The sequence below is a fragment of the Cellulomonas sp. McL0606 genome, assembly GCF_058248365.1.
In genome coordinates this window covers 748,875-764,679 of sequence record NZ_CM177779.1, presented here as the reverse complement: position 1 = coordinate 764,679, position 15,805 = coordinate 748,875, and the positions used below count along the sequence as shown (strand labels likewise).

Here is a 15,805-nt window from a genome sequence, read left to right as displayed (position 1 = left end):
GTGGAGATAGCAGAGCGGGGCGCTGTCAGCCCTTGACGGCACCCTGGGTGAGACCGGACACGATCTGGCGCTGGAACAGCAGGACGAGGATGACCACCGGGACGGTGACGACGATGGCGGCTGCGGAGATGGCGCCCGTCGGCTCCTCGAACTGCGAGGCGCCGGTGAAGAACGCCAGGGCGGCGGGAACCGGCCGGGCAGCGCTCGTCGACGTCAGCGAGATGCCGTAGACGAAGTCGTTCCACGCGATGAAGAACGCGATCAGTGCCGTGGTGAACACGCCAGGCGCCGCGAGCGGGACGATCGCCTTGCGGAAGGCCTGCCAGGTCGTCGCGCCGTCCACCTGTGCCGCCTGCTCGAGCTTCCCACGGGATCTGCCGGAAGAACGCAGCCAGCGTCCAGATCGAGATCGGGAGCGTCAGCGAGAGGTACGGGATGATCAGGCCGAGCCACGTGTCGTACAGCCCGATCTGGCGCCACAGGTTGAACAGCGGCGTCACGATCGAGATCACCGGGAAGATCGACACCCCGAGTGCCGTCAGCAGGACCAGCCGCTTGCCGGGGAAGTCGAGGCGCGCGATCGCGTAGGCGGCCAGGGTGGCCAGCACGACGGCGATGGCGGTCGCGATGAGCGAGATGCCGATCGAGTTGCGCAGGGCGGACAGGAACAGCTCCTGCGTCGCGGAGCCGCTGTCCGTGAGGATCTGCTCGTAGTTGGTCCACGTCCAGGTCTTCGGGAAGAACGTCCCGAGGTTCAGCTGGCTCGGCAGCTTGAAGGACGTCGCGAAGATCGAGAGCACGGGCAGGAGCGCGTAGACCATGACGACCACCGTGATGGCGGCCCAGCCCCACTTGGCCCGCGTCGACAGCTGCTTCATCAGCCCTCCCCTCTCGCGCTGGCCAGATCGACCTTGAACAGCTTCACGGCGACCCAGCAGATGAGGATCACGCACAGGAAGAGGAGCACCGAGATCGCCGAGCCGAGGCCGATCTCGAGACGTCCGATCGACGTCCGGTAGGCAAGCAGGGAGAGCACCTCGGTGCCGTTCGCGCCGTTCGTCATGATGAACACGTTGTCGAAGATGCGGAACGCGTCGAGGGCCCTGAACAGGACGGCCACCATGATCGCGGCCTTCATGTTGGGCAGCACCACGCGCGTCAGCCGTTGCGCCCAGGTGGCGCCGTCGACCTCCGCCGCCTCTTCGAGCTCGGTCGGCACCTGAGACAGGCCCGCGAGGAGCAGCAGCGAGATGAACGGCGTCGTCTTCCAGACCTCGGAGCAGATGATGACGAACAGGCTGGTGCCCTGGGCCGCGAACCAGTTGGTGTCCTCGCTGATGAACGGCAGCCACGCGAACCAGTGGTTGATGTACCCCGAGTTGATGTCGAACGCGTAGAACCACGCGAATGCCGAGACGACGGTGATGATGCCGTAGGGCACCAGGATGGCGGTCCGCAGGAAGCCGCGCAGGGACTTGATGGCCCGGTGCATGACGAGGGCCAGAGAGAACCCGAGGATCAGCTCGATGACGACCGTCACGATCGTGATGAAGACGGTGACGCCCATCGCCTGCCAGAAGAGCGGGTCGGTGAGCACGACCTCGTAGTTCTTCAGGCCGGCCCAACGCTTGTCGTCCGGCGCCGTGAGCCGGTAGTGGTACAGCGAGTCGAAGAACGCCTGGAGGATCGGGTAGAGCGTGACCGCCAGCATCACGACGAATGCGGGGCCCGCAAGGAGCCACCCGAGCCGCGCCTCAGCCTTGGCCCGGTCGCTGCGCCCGGCCTTCGCCGCAGCGTCGCGAAGGTCGGGCTTCGTCGTCACCGTCGTCATAGCAGCTGCTCCCCGTGAAGTACCGCCGTGATGTAGTCAGTGGACTTCTTCGGCGTCGTCTTCGGATCGACCGAGCTCGGCGGGTGCCACGTCTGCTGCAGACCGGTCGAGACCTCGTTGTAGTACGGGGTCTGCGGACGCGGCACCGCCTGCTCCAGCGACTGCCGGATGACGTCCGCCATCGGGAACGCCGCCTTGACCGCGGGGTCGGAGTACGCCGTCGTGTTCGAGGGCGGGTTGCCGTTCGTCGCGAAGTACTGCGCCTGGTGCTCCGGGGTGGCGATGCACTCGGCGGCCTGGAACGCGAGGTCGGTGTGGTGGCTGAAGGCGCCGATGCCGAGGTTGATGCCGCCGTAGGGAGGTGCCGAAGGCTTGTCCGCGGTGACCTGCGGGTAGAGCGCCCACCCGATGTCGTCGACGAGCGACTGAGGGAACGTGCCGTCCTTGACGCCGGCGTTCGTGGCCGACCAGACGAACGGCCAGTTGACCATGAAGGAGCCCTTGTCCCCCTGGAAGATCGTCAGCGAACCGTTCTCGTCCTCGGTCGGGAGGCTCGGCCCGGCAAGGTTCTGCTTGCCGATGGTCCCCATGATCGTGGCCGCGGCCTCACCGGCCGGTGTCTCGAGTCCGAGCTTGAGGTCTTCCGCAGGTGCGCTGGGGTTCTCGAGGATCTTCCCCCCGGCCGACGCGACGAGCGCGTTGATCCAGACCGTGAGCGACTCGGCCTTGGTGCCCTGGACCGCGAGGTACTTGTTCTGGTCCTTCGCCGCCTTCATGATCTGGTCCCACGTGACGGGCGTCGTCGCCGGATCGAGGCCTGCGGCCTTGGCGACGGACTTGCGGTACCAGAGCAGCTGCGTGTTGGCCCAGAACGGGATCGTGACCAGCTTGTCCTTCCACTTCGCGCCGGCAAGTGCGCCCGCCACGACGTTCTGGGTCACCTTCGAGGCGACGTCGTCAGGCACCGGGGCCAGGAAGCCCGGCTCGGAGAGCTCGGGATGAACGGCGGGTCAAGGCTCATGATGTCGATCGACGAGTCCTTGGCCGCCAGCCGTCGAGCCAGCTGTTCGCGCTGGGCGCTCGCGTCTCGAGGCAGGGTCTCGACCTTGATGGCGTAGGCACCGTTCGATGCGTCGGTGCACTGACCGGCGATCACCGACTGGCCACCGGCGTCGGGGTTGATGTACCAGATCAGCGTCGGGGGGCCGGACCCCTCGCTCGCGCACGCCGCGAGCGGGGCGGCCACCGCCAACCCCACGACGAGGGCGAGTGCCCGTGAGCGTCGTCGCACGTGAGTCCTCCGAACCGAGGCGTCATCACCGTCATAACCTTGGTTACTCCTGTGAGAGGCCCGACGCCACCCCTAGGTCGTAATTCGCGCGTGGCAGTCGCGGCCCCCGACCTGCGACGATGGCGGCGTGACCCGACCGACGACTCCCGCTTCCGCCCTGGCCGCACTGCGCGAGGGGAACGAGCGCTACGTCCGCTCCGAGATGCTGCACCCGTCGCAGGGCGCGGAGCACCGTGCCGAGCTGAGCGCGGCCCAGTACCCGTTCGCGGTGATCTTCGGCTGCTCGGACTCGAGGGTCGCCGCCGAGATCATCTTCGACCAGGGGCTCGGCGACGTGTTCGTCGTCCGCACGGCGGGCCACGTGCTCGACACGACCGTCATCGGCTCGATCGAGTACGGCGTCGACATCCTGGGCGCATCGCTCGTGGTGGTCCTCGGGCACGACAGCTGCGGCGCGGTCGCGGCGGCCACCAAGGCACTGACCACGGGCGAGCTGCCCACCGGCTTCGTGCGCGCCATCGTCGACCGGGTGATCCCCAGCATCGTCAACCTGGCCGGCGGCGGGACCGCTGCGCTCGGCTCGCTCGACCCCGCGGTGCTCGGCCACGAGCACGTGCGGCACACCGTCCGGATGCTGCAGGGCTACTCGCGCTCGCTCGCGGAGGCCGTCGAGGAGGGCCGGCTGGCGATCGTCGGCCTCGAGTACACGCTGGCCGACGGAACCGTCCACCTCACCGAGTCGGTCGGGCCCGTCTGATCGGCTACGGCCACCACACCTCGTCGGGCCTGGGAAGCGCACCCGGCTCGTCGTCGTGCGGAGTCTGCCGTTCGCGCCAGTAGATCGAGCCGTCTGCCCGGCGCCCGAGCAACCCCGCCTCGACGAGGTCCCGACGCAGCCGCACCGGGTCGTCGGCCAGCGCCCGCAGCCGCTCCGTCACCTCGGCCTCCGCGAGCCACTCGCCGGGTGCCAGGGTGCGGGCGGCCACGTGCTCGAGCACGAGTTCGCGATCGGCGCTTCGTCGTGGGGTGCGGATCCAGCGCCCGTCGTCCAGGAATCGCTCTGCGGGACAGTCCATGACTCCATCGTCACCTCGTCGGGTGGCCGTCCGCACGTGCGGCAGGATGGACGCCATGACTTCCGAGTACCGCATCGAGCACGACACCATGGGCGAGGTCCGCGTCCCCGTCGACGCCCTCTACTGCGCGCAGACGCAGCGTGCCGTCGAGAACTTCCCGATCTCCGGCAACCGGCTCGAGCGCAGCCACATCGAGGCGCTCGCCCGCATCAAGAAGGCCGCGGCCCGGGCCAACGCCGAGCTGGGCGTCCTCGACCAGGACATCGCCGACGCCATCGTCGCGGCGGCCGACGACGTCGCCGGCGGCGCCTACGACGGCGACTTCCCGATCGACGTCTACCAGACCGGCTCGGGCACCAGCTCGAACATGAACACCAACGAGGTGCTCGCCACCCTGGCCACCCGGCGGCTCGGTCGGGACGTGCACCCGAACGACCACGTGAACGCGTCGCAGTCCTCCAACGACGTCTTCCCGACCTCCGTGCACGTCGCCGCGACCGCGGGCGTCGTCCGGGACCTGATCCCGGCGCTCGCGCACCTGGCGGACGCCCTCCAGGCCAAGTCCGTCGAGTGGGCGCAGGTGGTCAAGTCCGGCCGCACGCACCTCATGGACGCCACCCCGGTCACGCTCGGGCAGGAGTTCGGCGGGTACGCGGCCGCGGTCCGGTACGGCATCGAGCGGCTCGAGTCGGCGCTCCCCCGGGCCGCCGAGGTCCCCCTCGGCGGGACCGCGGTCGGCACCGGCATCAACACCCCGGCGGGCTTCCCGCAGCGCGTCATCGAGCTGCTGGTCGAGGACACGCAGCTGCCCCTGACCGAGGCTCGCGACCACTTCGAGGCCCAGAGCGGTCGCGACGGCCTCGTCGAGCTGTCCGGTGCGTTGCGCACCATCGCGGTCAGCCTCACCAAGATCTGCAACGACCTGCGCTGGATGGGGTCGGGTCCGAACACCGGCCTGGGCGAGATCGCGATCCCCGACCTGCAGCCGGGCTCGTCGATCATGCCCGGCAAGGTGAACCCCGTGATCCCTGAGGCCGTCCTCATGGTCGCGGCCCGCGTGATCGGCAACGACGCGACGGTCGCCTGGGCCGGCGCCAGCGGCTCGTTCGAGCTCAACGTGCAGATCCCCGTGATCGCCGCCGGGGTGCTGGAGTCGATCCGGCTCCTGACCAACGCGTCCCGGCTGCTCGCCGACAAGACGGTCACCGGCCTGGTGGCCAACGTCGACCGCGCCCGCGCGCTGGCAGAGTCGTCCCCGTCGATCGTCACGCCGCTCAACCGGGTGATCGGCTACGAGGCCGCCGCCAAGATCGCCAAGCACGCCGTGAAGCAGGGCATCACCGTGCGGCAGGCCGTCATCGACCTGGGCTTCGTCGAGCGCGGTGAGGTCAGCGAGGACCAGCTGGACTCGGCGCTCGACGTGCTCAGCATGACCCGTCCGCCGCGCTGACGAGCCAGGTTCCGGACCGCCGAGAGAGACGCACAAGAGGCCCGACCCCCGGCGTACAGGGGTCGGGCCTCTTGTTGTACGTCAGACCTCGACGGCGACCGGTGCGGCCTGGGCGGGGGCGGCGGCCGTGTGGTGCGTGCGGCCGCCCTTCATCGCGACAGCGGCGACGAAGCCGATCAGCAGCACGACGACCGTGGCCAGGATCGTCTGGGTCACCGCGGTGGCGAAGCCGGAGTGGACCGCGGTCGTCGCCGCCTCCCGGATCTGCGCGGCGACGTCGGCCGGGACCGAGTCCGGCAACGTGATGCCGCCGGAGCCGCTGGCGAACGAGCCGCCGGAGTGGGCGAACGCGTCGAGGAACGGCTGGCGGGCGCCCTCCGGCAGGGTCGCCGCCTGCTCCACGGCGGCGGCCGGGATGGTGACGGCGAGACGCGACGTCATCAGCGCCACGATCACGGCGGAGCCGATGACGCCTCCGATCTGGCGGGTGGTGTTGAACGCCCCGGCGCCCGCGCCGGCGGTCCGCTGGTCGAGCCCGGACGTGGCCAGGCTGGCGAGCGGTGAGAAGAGCGCACCCGTGCCGATGCCGAACAGCGACATGGGCAGGACCAGCTGCCAGATCGGCGCGTCGGGCTCGATGGCGATCGCCAGCAGGAACACCGAGATGGACACGAGCAGGAAGCCGGTGGCGACGACCCACTTGGCCGCGATGCGGTCCGACAGTCGGCCCGCGAACGGCGCGACGATCCCGGACAGCAGCGACCCGGGCAGGCCGACGAGCGCGGCGTGCAGCGGGGTCAGGTTCAGCACCGTCTGCAGGAAGAGCGTCAGCGGGAAGAAGATGCCGGTGAGCCCGAAGGTCACCGACGCCCCCGCGACGTTGGACAGCGAGAAGTTGCGGCTCTTGAACAGCGTCAGCGGCAGGAGCGCGTCCGCCTTGAGGTGGCGCTGCCAGAGCACGAACGCGGCGAGCACGAGCACGCCCGCGCCGATCATGCCCCAGACGGTGATGGGGCCGGTGATGGTCCCCCAGTCGTACTTCTCGCCCTCCTGGATGCCGAACACCAGGAGGAACATGCCGGTCACGGACAGCACGACGCCGACGAGGTCGAACGACCGGTTGGCGGTCGGCAGGGTGGGCAGGCGCGTGATCGCGAACCACAGGGCCACGATCGCGACCGGGATGTTGATGTAGAAGATCCACTCCCAGCCGGCCGACTCCACCAGGATGCCGCCGAGCACCGGGCCGGCGATCGTCGCGACACCTGCGACGGCACCCCAGATGCCGAGGGCCGCGCCGCGCTTGGCGGGCGGGAAGACGCGGGTGATCATCGACATGGTCTGCGGCGTCATGAGAGCGGCGCCGATGCCCTGGATGGCGCGGGCCGTGATGAGCAGGCCGATCGTGCCGGACAGCCCGCACGCGAGCGAGGCGAGCGTGAAGATCACGAGGCCGACGATGAACACGGGCCGCGGGCCGAACCGGTCGCCGAGGCGGCCGGTCACCAGCAGGAGCGTGGCGAACGTGAGCAGGTAGGCGCTGTTCACCCAGCCGACCGATGTGAGGTCGGCGTCGAACGACTTCTGGAGCGTCGGGATGGCGATGTTCACGATCGTGGTGTCCACCATGATCATGAAGAAACCGAGGCAGAGCGCGGGCAGGATGCTCCACGGGCTGCGCCCGTGCAGGTCGACGAGTGCCTTGGGCGACTCAGTGGTCATGAGGATTCCTTGTTCGGGGTGGTGATGTGTTCTAGACGAAAGAGGTGCCGACGGATCGACTATGCCGGAGGGGTCTGACACGCCTTGAGCTCGTGCCGGGCCTCCGCGTACTCGCGCGGGATCGGCTGGCCCCACCCGAGCGCGTCGGCACGCAGCTCGTCGACGGTCCGGTCGAGCCACGCGATGTCTGCTCCCAGCGTGGCGATCTCGTGCTCGACGTCCAGCAGATATCGCCGCGGGAGGCCGAGCGAGGTCAAGCGGTCCCGCGCGGACCAGAGCAGCGCCATGCGCTCGGACTCGCGGTCGCGGCGCCGCGTGAGCTGCTCGACGACGGTCTGCGACGGGATCTCGTGGGCCTCGGCGAGACCGACCGGGAACAGCGGGTAGGACGGGTGGTCGTCGCCGAGGAAGGACGTGAGCCGCGCCGCGAACGCCGACCGGCCGGCCTCCGTGATCCGGTAGGTGGTGCGTTCGGGTCGGTTGCCCGCGCGTTCGGTGCCCGCGGCCTCGACGAGGCCCTCCTTCTCGAGCCGCTCGACACCGTGGTAGACCGCACCCGCGTTGACGCGGACCAGCCGGGTGTCGCCGCGCTCCACGAGGTTCTGGTGCACCTGGTAGGGGTGCATCGGCTGCTCGTGCAGCAGCGCGAGGATCAGCACGGCCACCGCCGAGAGCTCACCGATCGCCATCGCCAACATCCTCCCGATCAACTATTCCAACCGGAATATACCCACGGGAGGGATTGGATGTCACGCCGGTTCGACGACGAGCCGACCGATCGGGCTCAGGAAGGACGAACCCGGCGAGGGGTTCTCGCGCCGGACGCGGGAGGTCGCCCCGAGTCCGCCCGCGGCCCGTTGTGCGCGCCGCACCGCCGGCCGCACGTCGTAGATCCAGGCGCGTCCGCCGGGCCGCACCACCCGCCGGACCTCGCGGAGCCCGGTCGCCGGGTCGGCCCAGTGGTGCTGGCTGATGGTCGAGACCACCAGGTCGAAGGTCGCGTCCGGGAACGGCAGCACGCAGACGTCGGCGACCGCGAAAGCGACTCTGGCCGCGCCCGACCCCTGCCTCGCGCGAGCGATCATCTCGGGCGAGAGGTCGACCCCGTCGAGCTGAAGGTCCGGGCACGCCACGCCGAGCAGCCGCGGGACGACACCAGGGCCGGTGCCGACGTCGAGCACGCGGGCGCCGGCCGGCAGGCCGAGCTCGACGATGTCGCGCACCACCCGGGCGTACATCGGCGCGGCGACCCGCAGGGCGAAGCGCTCGTACTGCTGCGGATGGCGCGCCAGCCCGAACATCTTTGCGTGCGCGCCGTGGGTGCTGGCCATGAGGGCCCTCCTCTATAGTTGTACAACACAACTCTCGAGGAGAGCGTAGGTCCGACAGTTGTATGGCACAACCTTTCCCGACGACGAGCTCCCGTCGCTTCCTGCAGCAGCTCGTCCGGCAGGGTGGCCTGCTGGAGCCGAACCATGGACCCGCCGCGCACCTCGGGGCGTCCGCGTCGGAGTCGATCGCGCTCGGCGAGCTCAGCGCCGCCGGCGAGATGTCGCAGCAGGAGCTCGGCGCGCGGCTCGGGCTCGAGAAGAGCACCGTCAGCCGCCTGGCCGCCGGCATGGAGGACCGCGGCTGGCTCTCGCGGGTCCGCGGCGAGGACAACCGTCGGGTCTACCGGCTGCGACTCACAGAGCAGGGCGAAGCGGTGGCCGAGCGCGTCGGTGCGGCGCTGCGGACGACGCACGAGCACCTGCTCGGCCGCCTGACCCGCCAGGAACGCGAGGCGCTGACGACCGGGCTCGGCGCGCTGGCCCGCGCGATGGCCGAGCTGCACGACGAACGCCCGGGTCCCCACGAGGAGGTCCCGGGCGTCGTCGAGAGGTGAGGCTCAGACCTCGATGCCCTCCAGCAGCTCGGTGACCAGCGCGGCGACGGGCGACCGCTCCGAACGCGTCAGGGTCACGTGCGCGAACAGCGGGTGGCCCTTGAGCGCCTCGATCACGGCGGCGACCCCGTCGTGCCTGCCGACCCGCAGGTTGTCGCGCTGGGCGACGTCGTGGGTCATGACGACGCGCGCGCTCTGCCCGATGCGCGACAGGACCGTGAGGAGCACGTTCCGCTCGAGGGACTGAGCCTCGTCGACGATGACGAACGCGTCGTGCAGCGACCTCCCGCGGATGTGCGTCAGGGGCAGGACCTCGAGGATGTCCCGGTCCATGATCTCCTCGACGACCTCCTTGCTGACCAGCGCGCCGAGGGTGTCGAAGACGGCCTGCGCCCACGGGTTCATCTTCTCGTCGGCCCCGCCGGGCAGGTAGCCCAGGTCCTGGCCGCCCACCGCGTACAGCGGGCGGAAGACCATGACCTTGCGGTGCTGGCGACGCTCGAGCACGGCCTCGAGGCCGGCGCACAGGGCGAGCGCCGACTTTCCGGTGCCGGCGCTGCCGCCGAGCGAGACGATGCCGATCTCCTCGTCGAGAAGCAGGTCGATCGCGATCCGCTGCTCGGCGCTGCGGCCGTGCAGGCCGAACACGTCGCGGTCGCCGCGGACCAGCTGCACGTGCTTGTCCGCCGTGACGCGTCCGAGCGCGGAGCCGCGCGGGCTGTGCAGGACCAGGCCGGTGTGGCAGGGCAGGTCGTTGGGGTTCGTGCTGGCCATCGACGTGGGTGCGAACCCGGTGGCCACGTCCGCGAGCGCGATCGACTCGTGCTCCCAGAGGTCCGACATCTGGTTCTCCGCCAGGTCGAGCGAGTCCATCCCGGTCCAGCCGGAGTCGACCACCTGCTCGCCGCGGTACTCCTCGGCCCGCAGACCGCACGCGGACGCCTTCACGCGCATGGGCAGGTCCTTGGAGACGACCGTGACGTCGTTCCCCTCAGCGGCGAGGTTGGCGGCGACCGCGAGGATCCGGGTGTCGTTGTCGCCGAGACGGAACCCGGCAGGCAGGACCATCAGGTCGGTGTGGTTGAGCTCGACCGTGAGGGTGCCGCCCTCGTCGCTGATCGGGATCGGGATGTCGAGCCGCCCGTGCTCGATGCGCAGGTCGTCGAGCATCCGGAGGGCCGAGCGGGCGAAGTAGCCGAGCCTCCGCGTGGTGGCGTTTGGCTTCGAGCTCCGTGATGACGACGACCGGGAGAACCACGTCATGCTCCGCGAACCGCAGGATCGCCCTCGGGTCCGAGAGAAGGACCGACGTGTCGAGCACGTGCATCCGACGACCATCTGCTGGGGGGGTGTTCGCCTTGTTCACCACGGCAGGCTCCCTCTTGGCGCTACGTGCGCCGAGACGAGCACCGAAGACCGGCCACCCACCACAAGGGCAGGTTCACGCACCGATGTTCGGCGACGGGACGGGGGCGGTCGGCCCCTCCGGAGAGGGTGGGCCGGATCCGACCCTCCTCCCGGAGCGAGTGCTCCATGGGCTGGCCTCCCGGGGACAACGGTCGCTGTCCTCTACGGCGGAAACTACCTCGCGAACACCCCGGTCCAGCCCGACACGCGACAACGTCACACCGTGTTCACCTGAAGAGTTCGCGCTATCGGCCCAGCCGCCGCTCGCGCGCGCCATACGCGCGGACCGCGCGCAGGAAGTCGATCCGTCGGAAGTCGGGCCAGTAGGCCTCGCAGAAATAGAACTCCGAGTGCGCGCTCTGCCAGAGCAGGAACCCGCCCAGGCGCTGCTCGCCCGAGGTGCGGATCACCAGCTCCGGGTCCGGCTGGCCCTTCGTGTAGAGCCGGTCGGCGATGTGCTCCATGTCGAAGTCCTCGGCCAGCTCGTCCAGGCTCGACCCGGCCTCGGCGTGCTCGCGCAGGAACGCGCGCACGGCGTCCGCGATCTCGCGACGACCGCCGTAACCGACCGCGACGTTCACGTGCAGGCCGACGATCCCGGTGGTCGCGTCCTGGGCCGCGACGAGCGCCTTGGCCGTGTGGTCCGGCAGCATGTCGAGCGCGCCGACGGCCTGCACGCGCCACCGCCCCGTAGCGGCGAGCTCGCCGACGACGTCCTCGATGATCGCCAGCAACGGCTCGAGCTCGTCGGGCGACCGCTCCAGGTTGTCCGTCGACAGGAGCCAGAGCGTGACCACCTCGACGCCGATGTCCTCGCTCCACCCGAGCAGGTCCGCGATCTTGTCGCCGCCCGCGCGGTGGCCGTGCGCCGTCGAGCTGCCCACGCTGCGCGCCCAGCGGCGGTTGCCGTCGAGGATGACGCCGACGTGGCGCGGGATGCCCTCGGCCGGGAGCGATGCGGCCAGCCGGCGCTCGTACAGCCCGTAGAGCGGGTGGGGCAGGCGCACGCGCGCTCCTTCGGCTGATCGAGGGTCGTCGTCGGGCCGGACCGGTCGGACCCGCACACGCTACTCGCTCGCAACGTCGCCGTCGTAGGCCGGTTCGGGGCATGATCGAGGTCGGTCGACATCGCTACCTACGGTGCCGTAACCTACGCAGTCGTAAGTTACGTCCGACGAAACGAGATCCGCTCCATGAGCACCTCCCCCGCGCCCGTCTCGGGCTCGTCGGACACCCCGGCCGCGGCGGCGGTCGTCGAGAACCTGAAACCCCACCTGCGCGGCTGGATCCACCTCGGCGTGACGCCGTTGGTGATCGTCGCGTCGATCGTGCTGGTGGTGCTCTCGCCGACGTCGCAGGCCAAGTGGTCGTGCGCGGTGTTCGGGCTCACCGCGATCATGCTCTTCGGCACCAGCGCGCTCTACCACCGCGGGCACTGGTCGCCGACGACGTCCGCGGTCCTGCGCCGCCTGGACCACACCAACATCTTCCTGATCATCGCCGGCACCTACACGCCGCTGTCGATCCTCCTGCTGCCCGCCACCACCGCCCGCGTCCTACTCATCGTCGTCTGGTCGGGGGCACTGGTCGGGCTGCTGGCGCGCGTCTTCTGGCTCGGCGCGCCGCGCTGGGTCTACGTGCCGGTCTATGTGGCGCTCGGCTGGGTGGCCGTCTGGTTCTTCCCGTCGTTCTACCGCGCCGGCGGGGCGTGGATCGTCTTCTGGATCGCCCTGGGTGGGCTCGCCTACACGCTCGGCGCGGTGGTCTACGGCACCAAGCGTCCCAACCCGAGCCCGCGCTGGTTCGGGTTCCACGAGGTGTTCCACGCGCTGACGGTGGTCGGCTTCAGCTGCCACTACATCGCCGTGTCGATGGCGTCGTACTCGTCCTAGGTGCCGGGCACGAGCCTGCTGGGCACGACCCGGTAGCGCCGGTTGGCCAGGGACGGGTTCCGGAGTCGGACCTCGAGCAGCGCGTCGCCGTCGATGTCGACCGTGCGGATGTTCGGCCGCTCGTCGAACTCCAGCCCCACGACGCCGTCGGGTCCGACGACGAGCGACCGGCCGACCACCCCGCGGCCCGCCTGGCCGACGCCGATCACGGTCGACGTGTTCTCGATCGCCCGCGCCACGGCCAGCGCACGCCAGTGCATCGCCTTCAGCTCACCGTCGGCCCACGCGGCCGGGACGACGATCACCTGGGCGCCTGCGTCGACCAGGCGGCGCGCGGACTCCGGGAACCGCAGGTCGTAGCACGTCATCACGCCGAACGAGAGGCCGCCGACCTCGACCACGAGCGGGGGTGCGTCCGCCGGTCCGGCGACCAGCCGGTCGGACTCGCGCTGACCGAACGCGTCGTACAGGTGCACCTTGCGGTACAGGCCGGCGATCGCGCCCGACCCGTCGACGGCGACGATGGCGTTCACGCCGTGCTGCGGGTCGGGCCCCGGCAACGTGGTCCCGGCCAGCACCGCGACACCCGTCTTGGCGGCCCGCTCGCGCAGCATCGTGACGAAGTAGCCGTCGAGCGGCTCCGCGTGCTCCGGCCCGACACCGCGCGGGTCGAAACCCGAGGCGTACTCGGGCAGCACCAGCAGGTCCGAGCGACGGCCGGCCGCCAGCTTGAAGGCGTCGCCGATGATCTCCCGGTTGGTGCCGTGGTCGTTGCTGACCTCCAGCTGCGCGACGGTGACCCGGACGGCGGGCCGCTCGGGGGGCTTGCTCATCGGGCGGCCGGCCTCATCGCGACCGGTCCGGCTCGTCGCCCTCGAGCCCGTCGAGCACCACGGGCACGTCCGCGTCGATCTCCGAGTCGGGCCCGCCCGCGCCCGCGTCGATCACGCCGACGTCCAGGTGCGGACGGTCGTTCTCGTCGTCGTCGGCCGGGTCGGGCGTCTCGTCGTCGAGCCCGAGCTGCTTCGAGCGGCGGTCCACCCGGCGCATCTGCTTGGTCAGCGACAGGAACAAGAAGAGTGCCGCGATCGCCACCAGGAACGTGAACACGAAGCCGAGGAAGCCGGGTGAGCCGCCCTGGGTGGGGTCGATGGCGACCCCGGACGGGGACGGCGTGGGGCTCGGAGCGATGAGCAGGTGGATCACGAAACGCCGTCCCGCAGGCCGGCGAACAGGTCGGTCTCCGGCAGTGTCGTCGGCACGCGCGACTGCGCGAGCTCGTACTCCTCGGTCGGCCACTCGGCGAGCTCGATCTCTCGCGGCATCGCGAAGAAGAACCCGTCGGGGTCGATCTGGGTGGCGTGCGCCCGCAGCGCGGCATCGCGCTGCGCGAAGTACGCGCTGGCGTCGACGCGGGTGGTGACCTCGCGCTCCGGCACGTCCCGCGCCTCGCGCGACTCGATCCACTCACCGAACGGCGACTCGCGACCCGCGGCGAGCAGCGCCTCGTGGATCGCGCGCATGCGCACCAGGGAGAAGCCGCCGTTGTAGTAGAGCTTCGACGGCGTCCACGGCTCGCCGCGGCCCACGTAGCGTTCCGGGTCGCCGGCCGCCTCGAACGCCTCGACCGACACCTTGTGGCACATGATGTGGTCGGGGTGCGGGTAGCCGCCGTTCTCGTCGTACGTGGTGATCACGTGCGGCCGGAAGCTGCGGACGAGCTCCACCAGCGGGGCGGACGCCTCCTCGAGCGGGACCAGCGCGAAGCAGCCCTCCGGGAGAGGCGGCAGCGGGTCGCCCTCGGGCAGGCCGGAGTCGACGAACCCCAGCCAGTGGTGCTGCACTCCGAGCGCTGCAGCAGCAGCGGCCATCTCGTCGCGTCGCAGCGTCTGCATGCCCTCGATCCCGCCGGGCACCTCGCCGTAGCCGGGGTTCAGCACGTCGCCGCGCTCCCCGCCCGTGCAGGACACGACCAGGACGTCGACACCCTCGGCCGCGTACTTCGCCGTGGTCGCCGCGCCCTTGCTCGACTCGTCGTCGGGGTGGGCGTGCACCGCCATCAGGCGCAGCCGCTCTCCGGTCACCTCGGGCCTCCCGTCGGTCCGCCCGGCCGGTCTTCGGCGCGGGCGGGTGTGTGGACGAGAGACAATGATCGCGCACGCGACGACCACGTCGCGCCATCGACCGGCCCCCGGAGGATCGAACGTGACCGTCCTGCAGCCGCCGCCCGGCCGCTACGGTCCGGCGCCGACCGTGCGCACGAGGCGCCGCCAGCGGATCGGGCTGATCCTCACCGCGGTCGTCGGCCTGGCCGTCGCCGTCTGGATCGCGCTGAACGTCGCCAGCCAGCCCGTGTCCTGGAAGGACGTCGGGTTCCACGTGCAGGGACCGCAGGCGATCGACGTCACGTTCGAGGTGACCAAGCCCCGCGGGGACACGGTCGTCTGCAAGGTTCGCGCGCTGTCCGAGGCCTTCTCCGAGGTGGGCGTCCGCATGGTCACCGTCGGCCCGGCCGACCAGGCGACCCAGCGTCTGACGGCCACCGTGCAGACCACCGAGCTGGCCGTCAGCGGGACCGTCGACAGGTGCGACATCCAGCCCTGAAGCGGCCTCCTGCCCGGCCGCCTTGCTATCCTGGTCGTTTCTACGCCGCCCCGGTCCGGCGTCACGGCTCGTCGACGCGACCGCGAGGCGGTTCTGTTGTCTCCGGGGCTGGAGCCTCACTACGCACGTTGTGAAAGGAGCGATCGTGACCGAAACGAATGCAGCCACCTGGCTGACGCAGGAGGCCTACGACCGGCTCACTGCCGAGCTCGCCCACCTCGAGGGGCCCGGGCGCGACGAGGTCGTCTCGCGCATCGCGGCCGCCCGCGACGAGGGTGACCTCAAGGAGAACGGCGGCTACCACGCCGCCCGCGAGGAGCAGGGCAAGCAGGAGGCCCGCATCCGCGAGCTCAAGGAGAAGCTGCGCAACGTGCAGATCGGCACGCCGCAGGACAACGGCATCGTCGAGCCCGGCATGGTCGTCACCGCCCTCGTCGCCGGCGACGAGATGGTGTTCCTGCTCGGCTCGCGCGAGATCGCGGGGTCGTCCGACATCGACGTCTACTCCCCCACCTCGCCGCTCGGCGCCGCGATCAACGGCACCAAGATCGGCGACTCGACCAGCTACCTCGCCCCGAACGGCCGCGAGATCGCGGTCTCGATCACCGACGCCAAGCCCTTCACGGGCTGAGCCCACGTCCAGAGGC

At 70.5% G+C, this 15,805-nt stretch carries 16 protein-coding genes and 3 pseudogenes; 6 read left to right on the top strand and 13 right to left on the bottom strand.

What is annotated here, in order from left to right:
• Window positions 1–25: 25 nt before the first annotated feature.
• The 3 genes and pseudogenes from AC38ZX_RS03930 to AC38ZX_RS03920 form a co-directional block, all read right to left on the bottom strand.
• Window positions 26–878 (bottom strand): annotated as a pseudogene (locus AC38ZX_RS03930) (carbohydrate ABC transporter permease).
• The gene (locus AC38ZX_RS03925) at window positions 878–1,831 is read right to left on the bottom strand and encodes a carbohydrate ABC transporter permease (RefSeq protein ID WP_426594555.1); all 954 of its coding nucleotides are present in this window, start codon (window positions 1,829–1,831) and stop codon (window positions 878–880) included. The pseudogene AC38ZX_RS03930 and the gene AC38ZX_RS03925 overlap by 1 nt, the downstream one beginning before the upstream one ends.
• Window positions 1,828–3,122, bottom strand: a pseudogene (locus AC38ZX_RS03920) (extracellular solute-binding protein). The gene AC38ZX_RS03925 and the pseudogene AC38ZX_RS03920 overlap by 4 nt, the downstream one beginning before the upstream one ends.
• Window positions 3,123–3,249: 127 nt before the next feature.
• On the opposite strand from AC38ZX_RS03920, the gene AC38ZX_RS03915 reads away from it, so the two are divergent.
• The gene (locus AC38ZX_RS03915; protein WP_491296409.1) at window positions 3,250–3,879 is read left to right on the top strand and encodes a carbonic anhydrase; all 630 of its coding nucleotides are present in this window, start codon (window positions 3,250–3,252) and stop codon (window positions 3,877–3,879) included.
• Window positions 3,880–3,883: 4 nt separating this feature from the next.
• On the opposite strand, the gene AC38ZX_RS03910 is transcribed toward AC38ZX_RS03915, so the two are convergent.
• Window positions 3,884–4,198, bottom strand: coding sequence for a DUF2087 domain-containing protein (locus tag AC38ZX_RS03910; protein WP_491296407.1), 315 nt, complete (start codon window positions 4,196–4,198; stop codon window positions 3,884–3,886).
• 55 nt (window positions 4,199–4,253) lie between these two features.
• Between AC38ZX_RS03910 and AC38ZX_RS03905 the strand changes: the two genes are divergently transcribed.
• Entirely contained in the window at window positions 4,254–5,648 is a 1,395-nt protein-coding gene (locus tag AC38ZX_RS03905; protein WP_491296405.1) for a class II fumarate hydratase, read from the top strand.
• 81 nt (window positions 5,649–5,729) lie between these two features.
• On the opposite strand, the gene AC38ZX_RS03900 is transcribed toward AC38ZX_RS03905, so the two are convergent.
• The 3 genes from AC38ZX_RS03900 to AC38ZX_RS03890 are packed head-to-tail and all read right to left on the bottom strand — an operon-like array spanning window position 5,730 to window position 8,701.
• Window positions 5,730–7,370, bottom strand: coding sequence for a DHA2 family efflux MFS transporter permease subunit (locus tag AC38ZX_RS03900; protein WP_491296404.1), 1,641 nt, complete (start codon window positions 7,368–7,370; stop codon window positions 5,730–5,732).
• Between the two features lie 59 nt (window positions 7,371–7,429).
• Window positions 7,430–8,059, bottom strand: coding sequence for a PadR family transcriptional regulator (locus tag AC38ZX_RS03895; protein ID WP_426594549.1), 630 nt, complete (start codon window positions 8,057–8,059; stop codon window positions 7,430–7,432).
• Between the two features lie 60 nt (window positions 8,060–8,119).
• Window positions 8,120–8,701, bottom strand: a complete 582-nt coding sequence (locus AC38ZX_RS03890; protein WP_491296403.1) for a class I SAM-dependent methyltransferase — start codon at window positions 8,699–8,701, stop codon at window positions 8,120–8,122.
• 62 nt (window positions 8,702–8,763) lie between these two features.
• Here AC38ZX_RS03890 and AC38ZX_RS03885 point away from each other — a divergent pair, with 62 nt between their 5' ends.
• Window positions 8,764–9,255 carry a MarR family winged helix-turn-helix transcriptional regulator gene (locus AC38ZX_RS03885; RefSeq protein WP_491296402.1) on the top strand — a complete coding sequence of 164 codons (492 nt, stop codon included), beginning with the start codon at window positions 8,764–8,766 and terminating at the stop codon, window positions 9,253–9,255.
• Between the two features lie 3 nt (window positions 9,256–9,258).
• Here the strand turns inward: AC38ZX_RS03885 and phoH2 are convergent, their stop codons facing one another.
• The 3 genes and pseudogenes from phoH2 to AC38ZX_RS03870 all read right to left on the bottom strand — a co-directional run bounded on the left by phoH2 (window position 9,259) and on the right by AC38ZX_RS03870 (window position 11,669).
• Window positions 9,259–10,425 (bottom strand): RNA 5'-3' helicase PhoH2, encoded by a 1,167-nt coding sequence (gene phoH2, locus AC38ZX_RS03880; RefSeq protein ID WP_491296401.1) that lies wholly within the window; start codon window positions 10,423–10,425, stop codon window positions 9,259–9,261.
• A gap of 106 nt (window positions 10,426–10,531) precedes the next feature.
• A pseudogene (locus AC38ZX_RS03875) lies at window positions 10,532–10,582 on the bottom strand (hypothetical protein); the annotation flags it as partial.
• A 325-nt stretch (window positions 10,583–10,907) separates the two neighbouring features.
• Window positions 10,908–11,669, bottom strand: coding sequence for an isoprenyl transferase (locus AC38ZX_RS03870; RefSeq protein ID WP_426594545.1), 762 nt, complete (start codon window positions 11,667–11,669; stop codon window positions 10,908–10,910).
• A 186-nt stretch (window positions 11,670–11,855) separates the two neighbouring features.
• On the opposite strand from AC38ZX_RS03870, the gene trhA reads away from it, so the two are divergent.
• Complete coding sequence (trhA, locus tag AC38ZX_RS03865; RefSeq protein ID WP_491296400.1) at window positions 11,856–12,554, top strand: PAQR family membrane homeostasis protein TrhA; 699 nt, start codon at window positions 11,856–11,858, stop codon at window positions 12,552–12,554.
• Here the strand turns inward: trhA and AC38ZX_RS03860 are convergent.
• Genes AC38ZX_RS03860 through mca form a run of 3 tightly spaced genes read right to left on the bottom strand, consistent with a single transcriptional unit; the run spans window position 12,551 to window position 14,614 of the window.
• Complete coding sequence (locus AC38ZX_RS03860; protein WP_491296399.1) at window positions 12,551–13,387, bottom strand: carbon-nitrogen hydrolase family protein; 837 nt, start codon at window positions 13,385–13,387, stop codon at window positions 12,551–12,553. The two genes, trhA and AC38ZX_RS03860, sit on opposite strands and share 4 nt — an antisense overlap.
• Window positions 13,388–13,400: 13 nt before the next feature.
• Window positions 13,401–13,760: a hypothetical protein gene (locus AC38ZX_RS03855; RefSeq protein ID WP_491296398.1), complete on the bottom strand. Its 360-nt coding sequence runs from the start codon at window positions 13,758–13,760 to the stop codon at window positions 13,401–13,403.
• Entirely contained in the window at window positions 13,757–14,614 is an 858-nt protein-coding gene (mca, locus tag AC38ZX_RS03850) for a mycothiol conjugate amidase Mca (protein ID WP_491297290.1), read from the bottom strand. Before mca ends, AC38ZX_RS03855 begins: the two co-directional genes overlap by 4 nt.
• Window positions 14,615–14,759: 145 nt before the next feature.
• Between mca and AC38ZX_RS03845 the strand changes: the two genes are divergently transcribed.
• Entirely contained in the window at window positions 14,760–15,158 is a 399-nt protein-coding gene (locus AC38ZX_RS03845) for a DUF4307 domain-containing protein (protein WP_426594541.1), read from the top strand.
• A 145-nt stretch (window positions 15,159–15,303) separates the two neighbouring features.
• Window positions 15,304–15,789, top strand: a complete 486-nt coding sequence (greA, locus tag AC38ZX_RS03840) for a transcription elongation factor GreA (protein WP_426594540.1) — start codon at window positions 15,304–15,306, stop codon at window positions 15,787–15,789.
• Window positions 15,790–15,805: the final 16 nt, after the last annotated feature.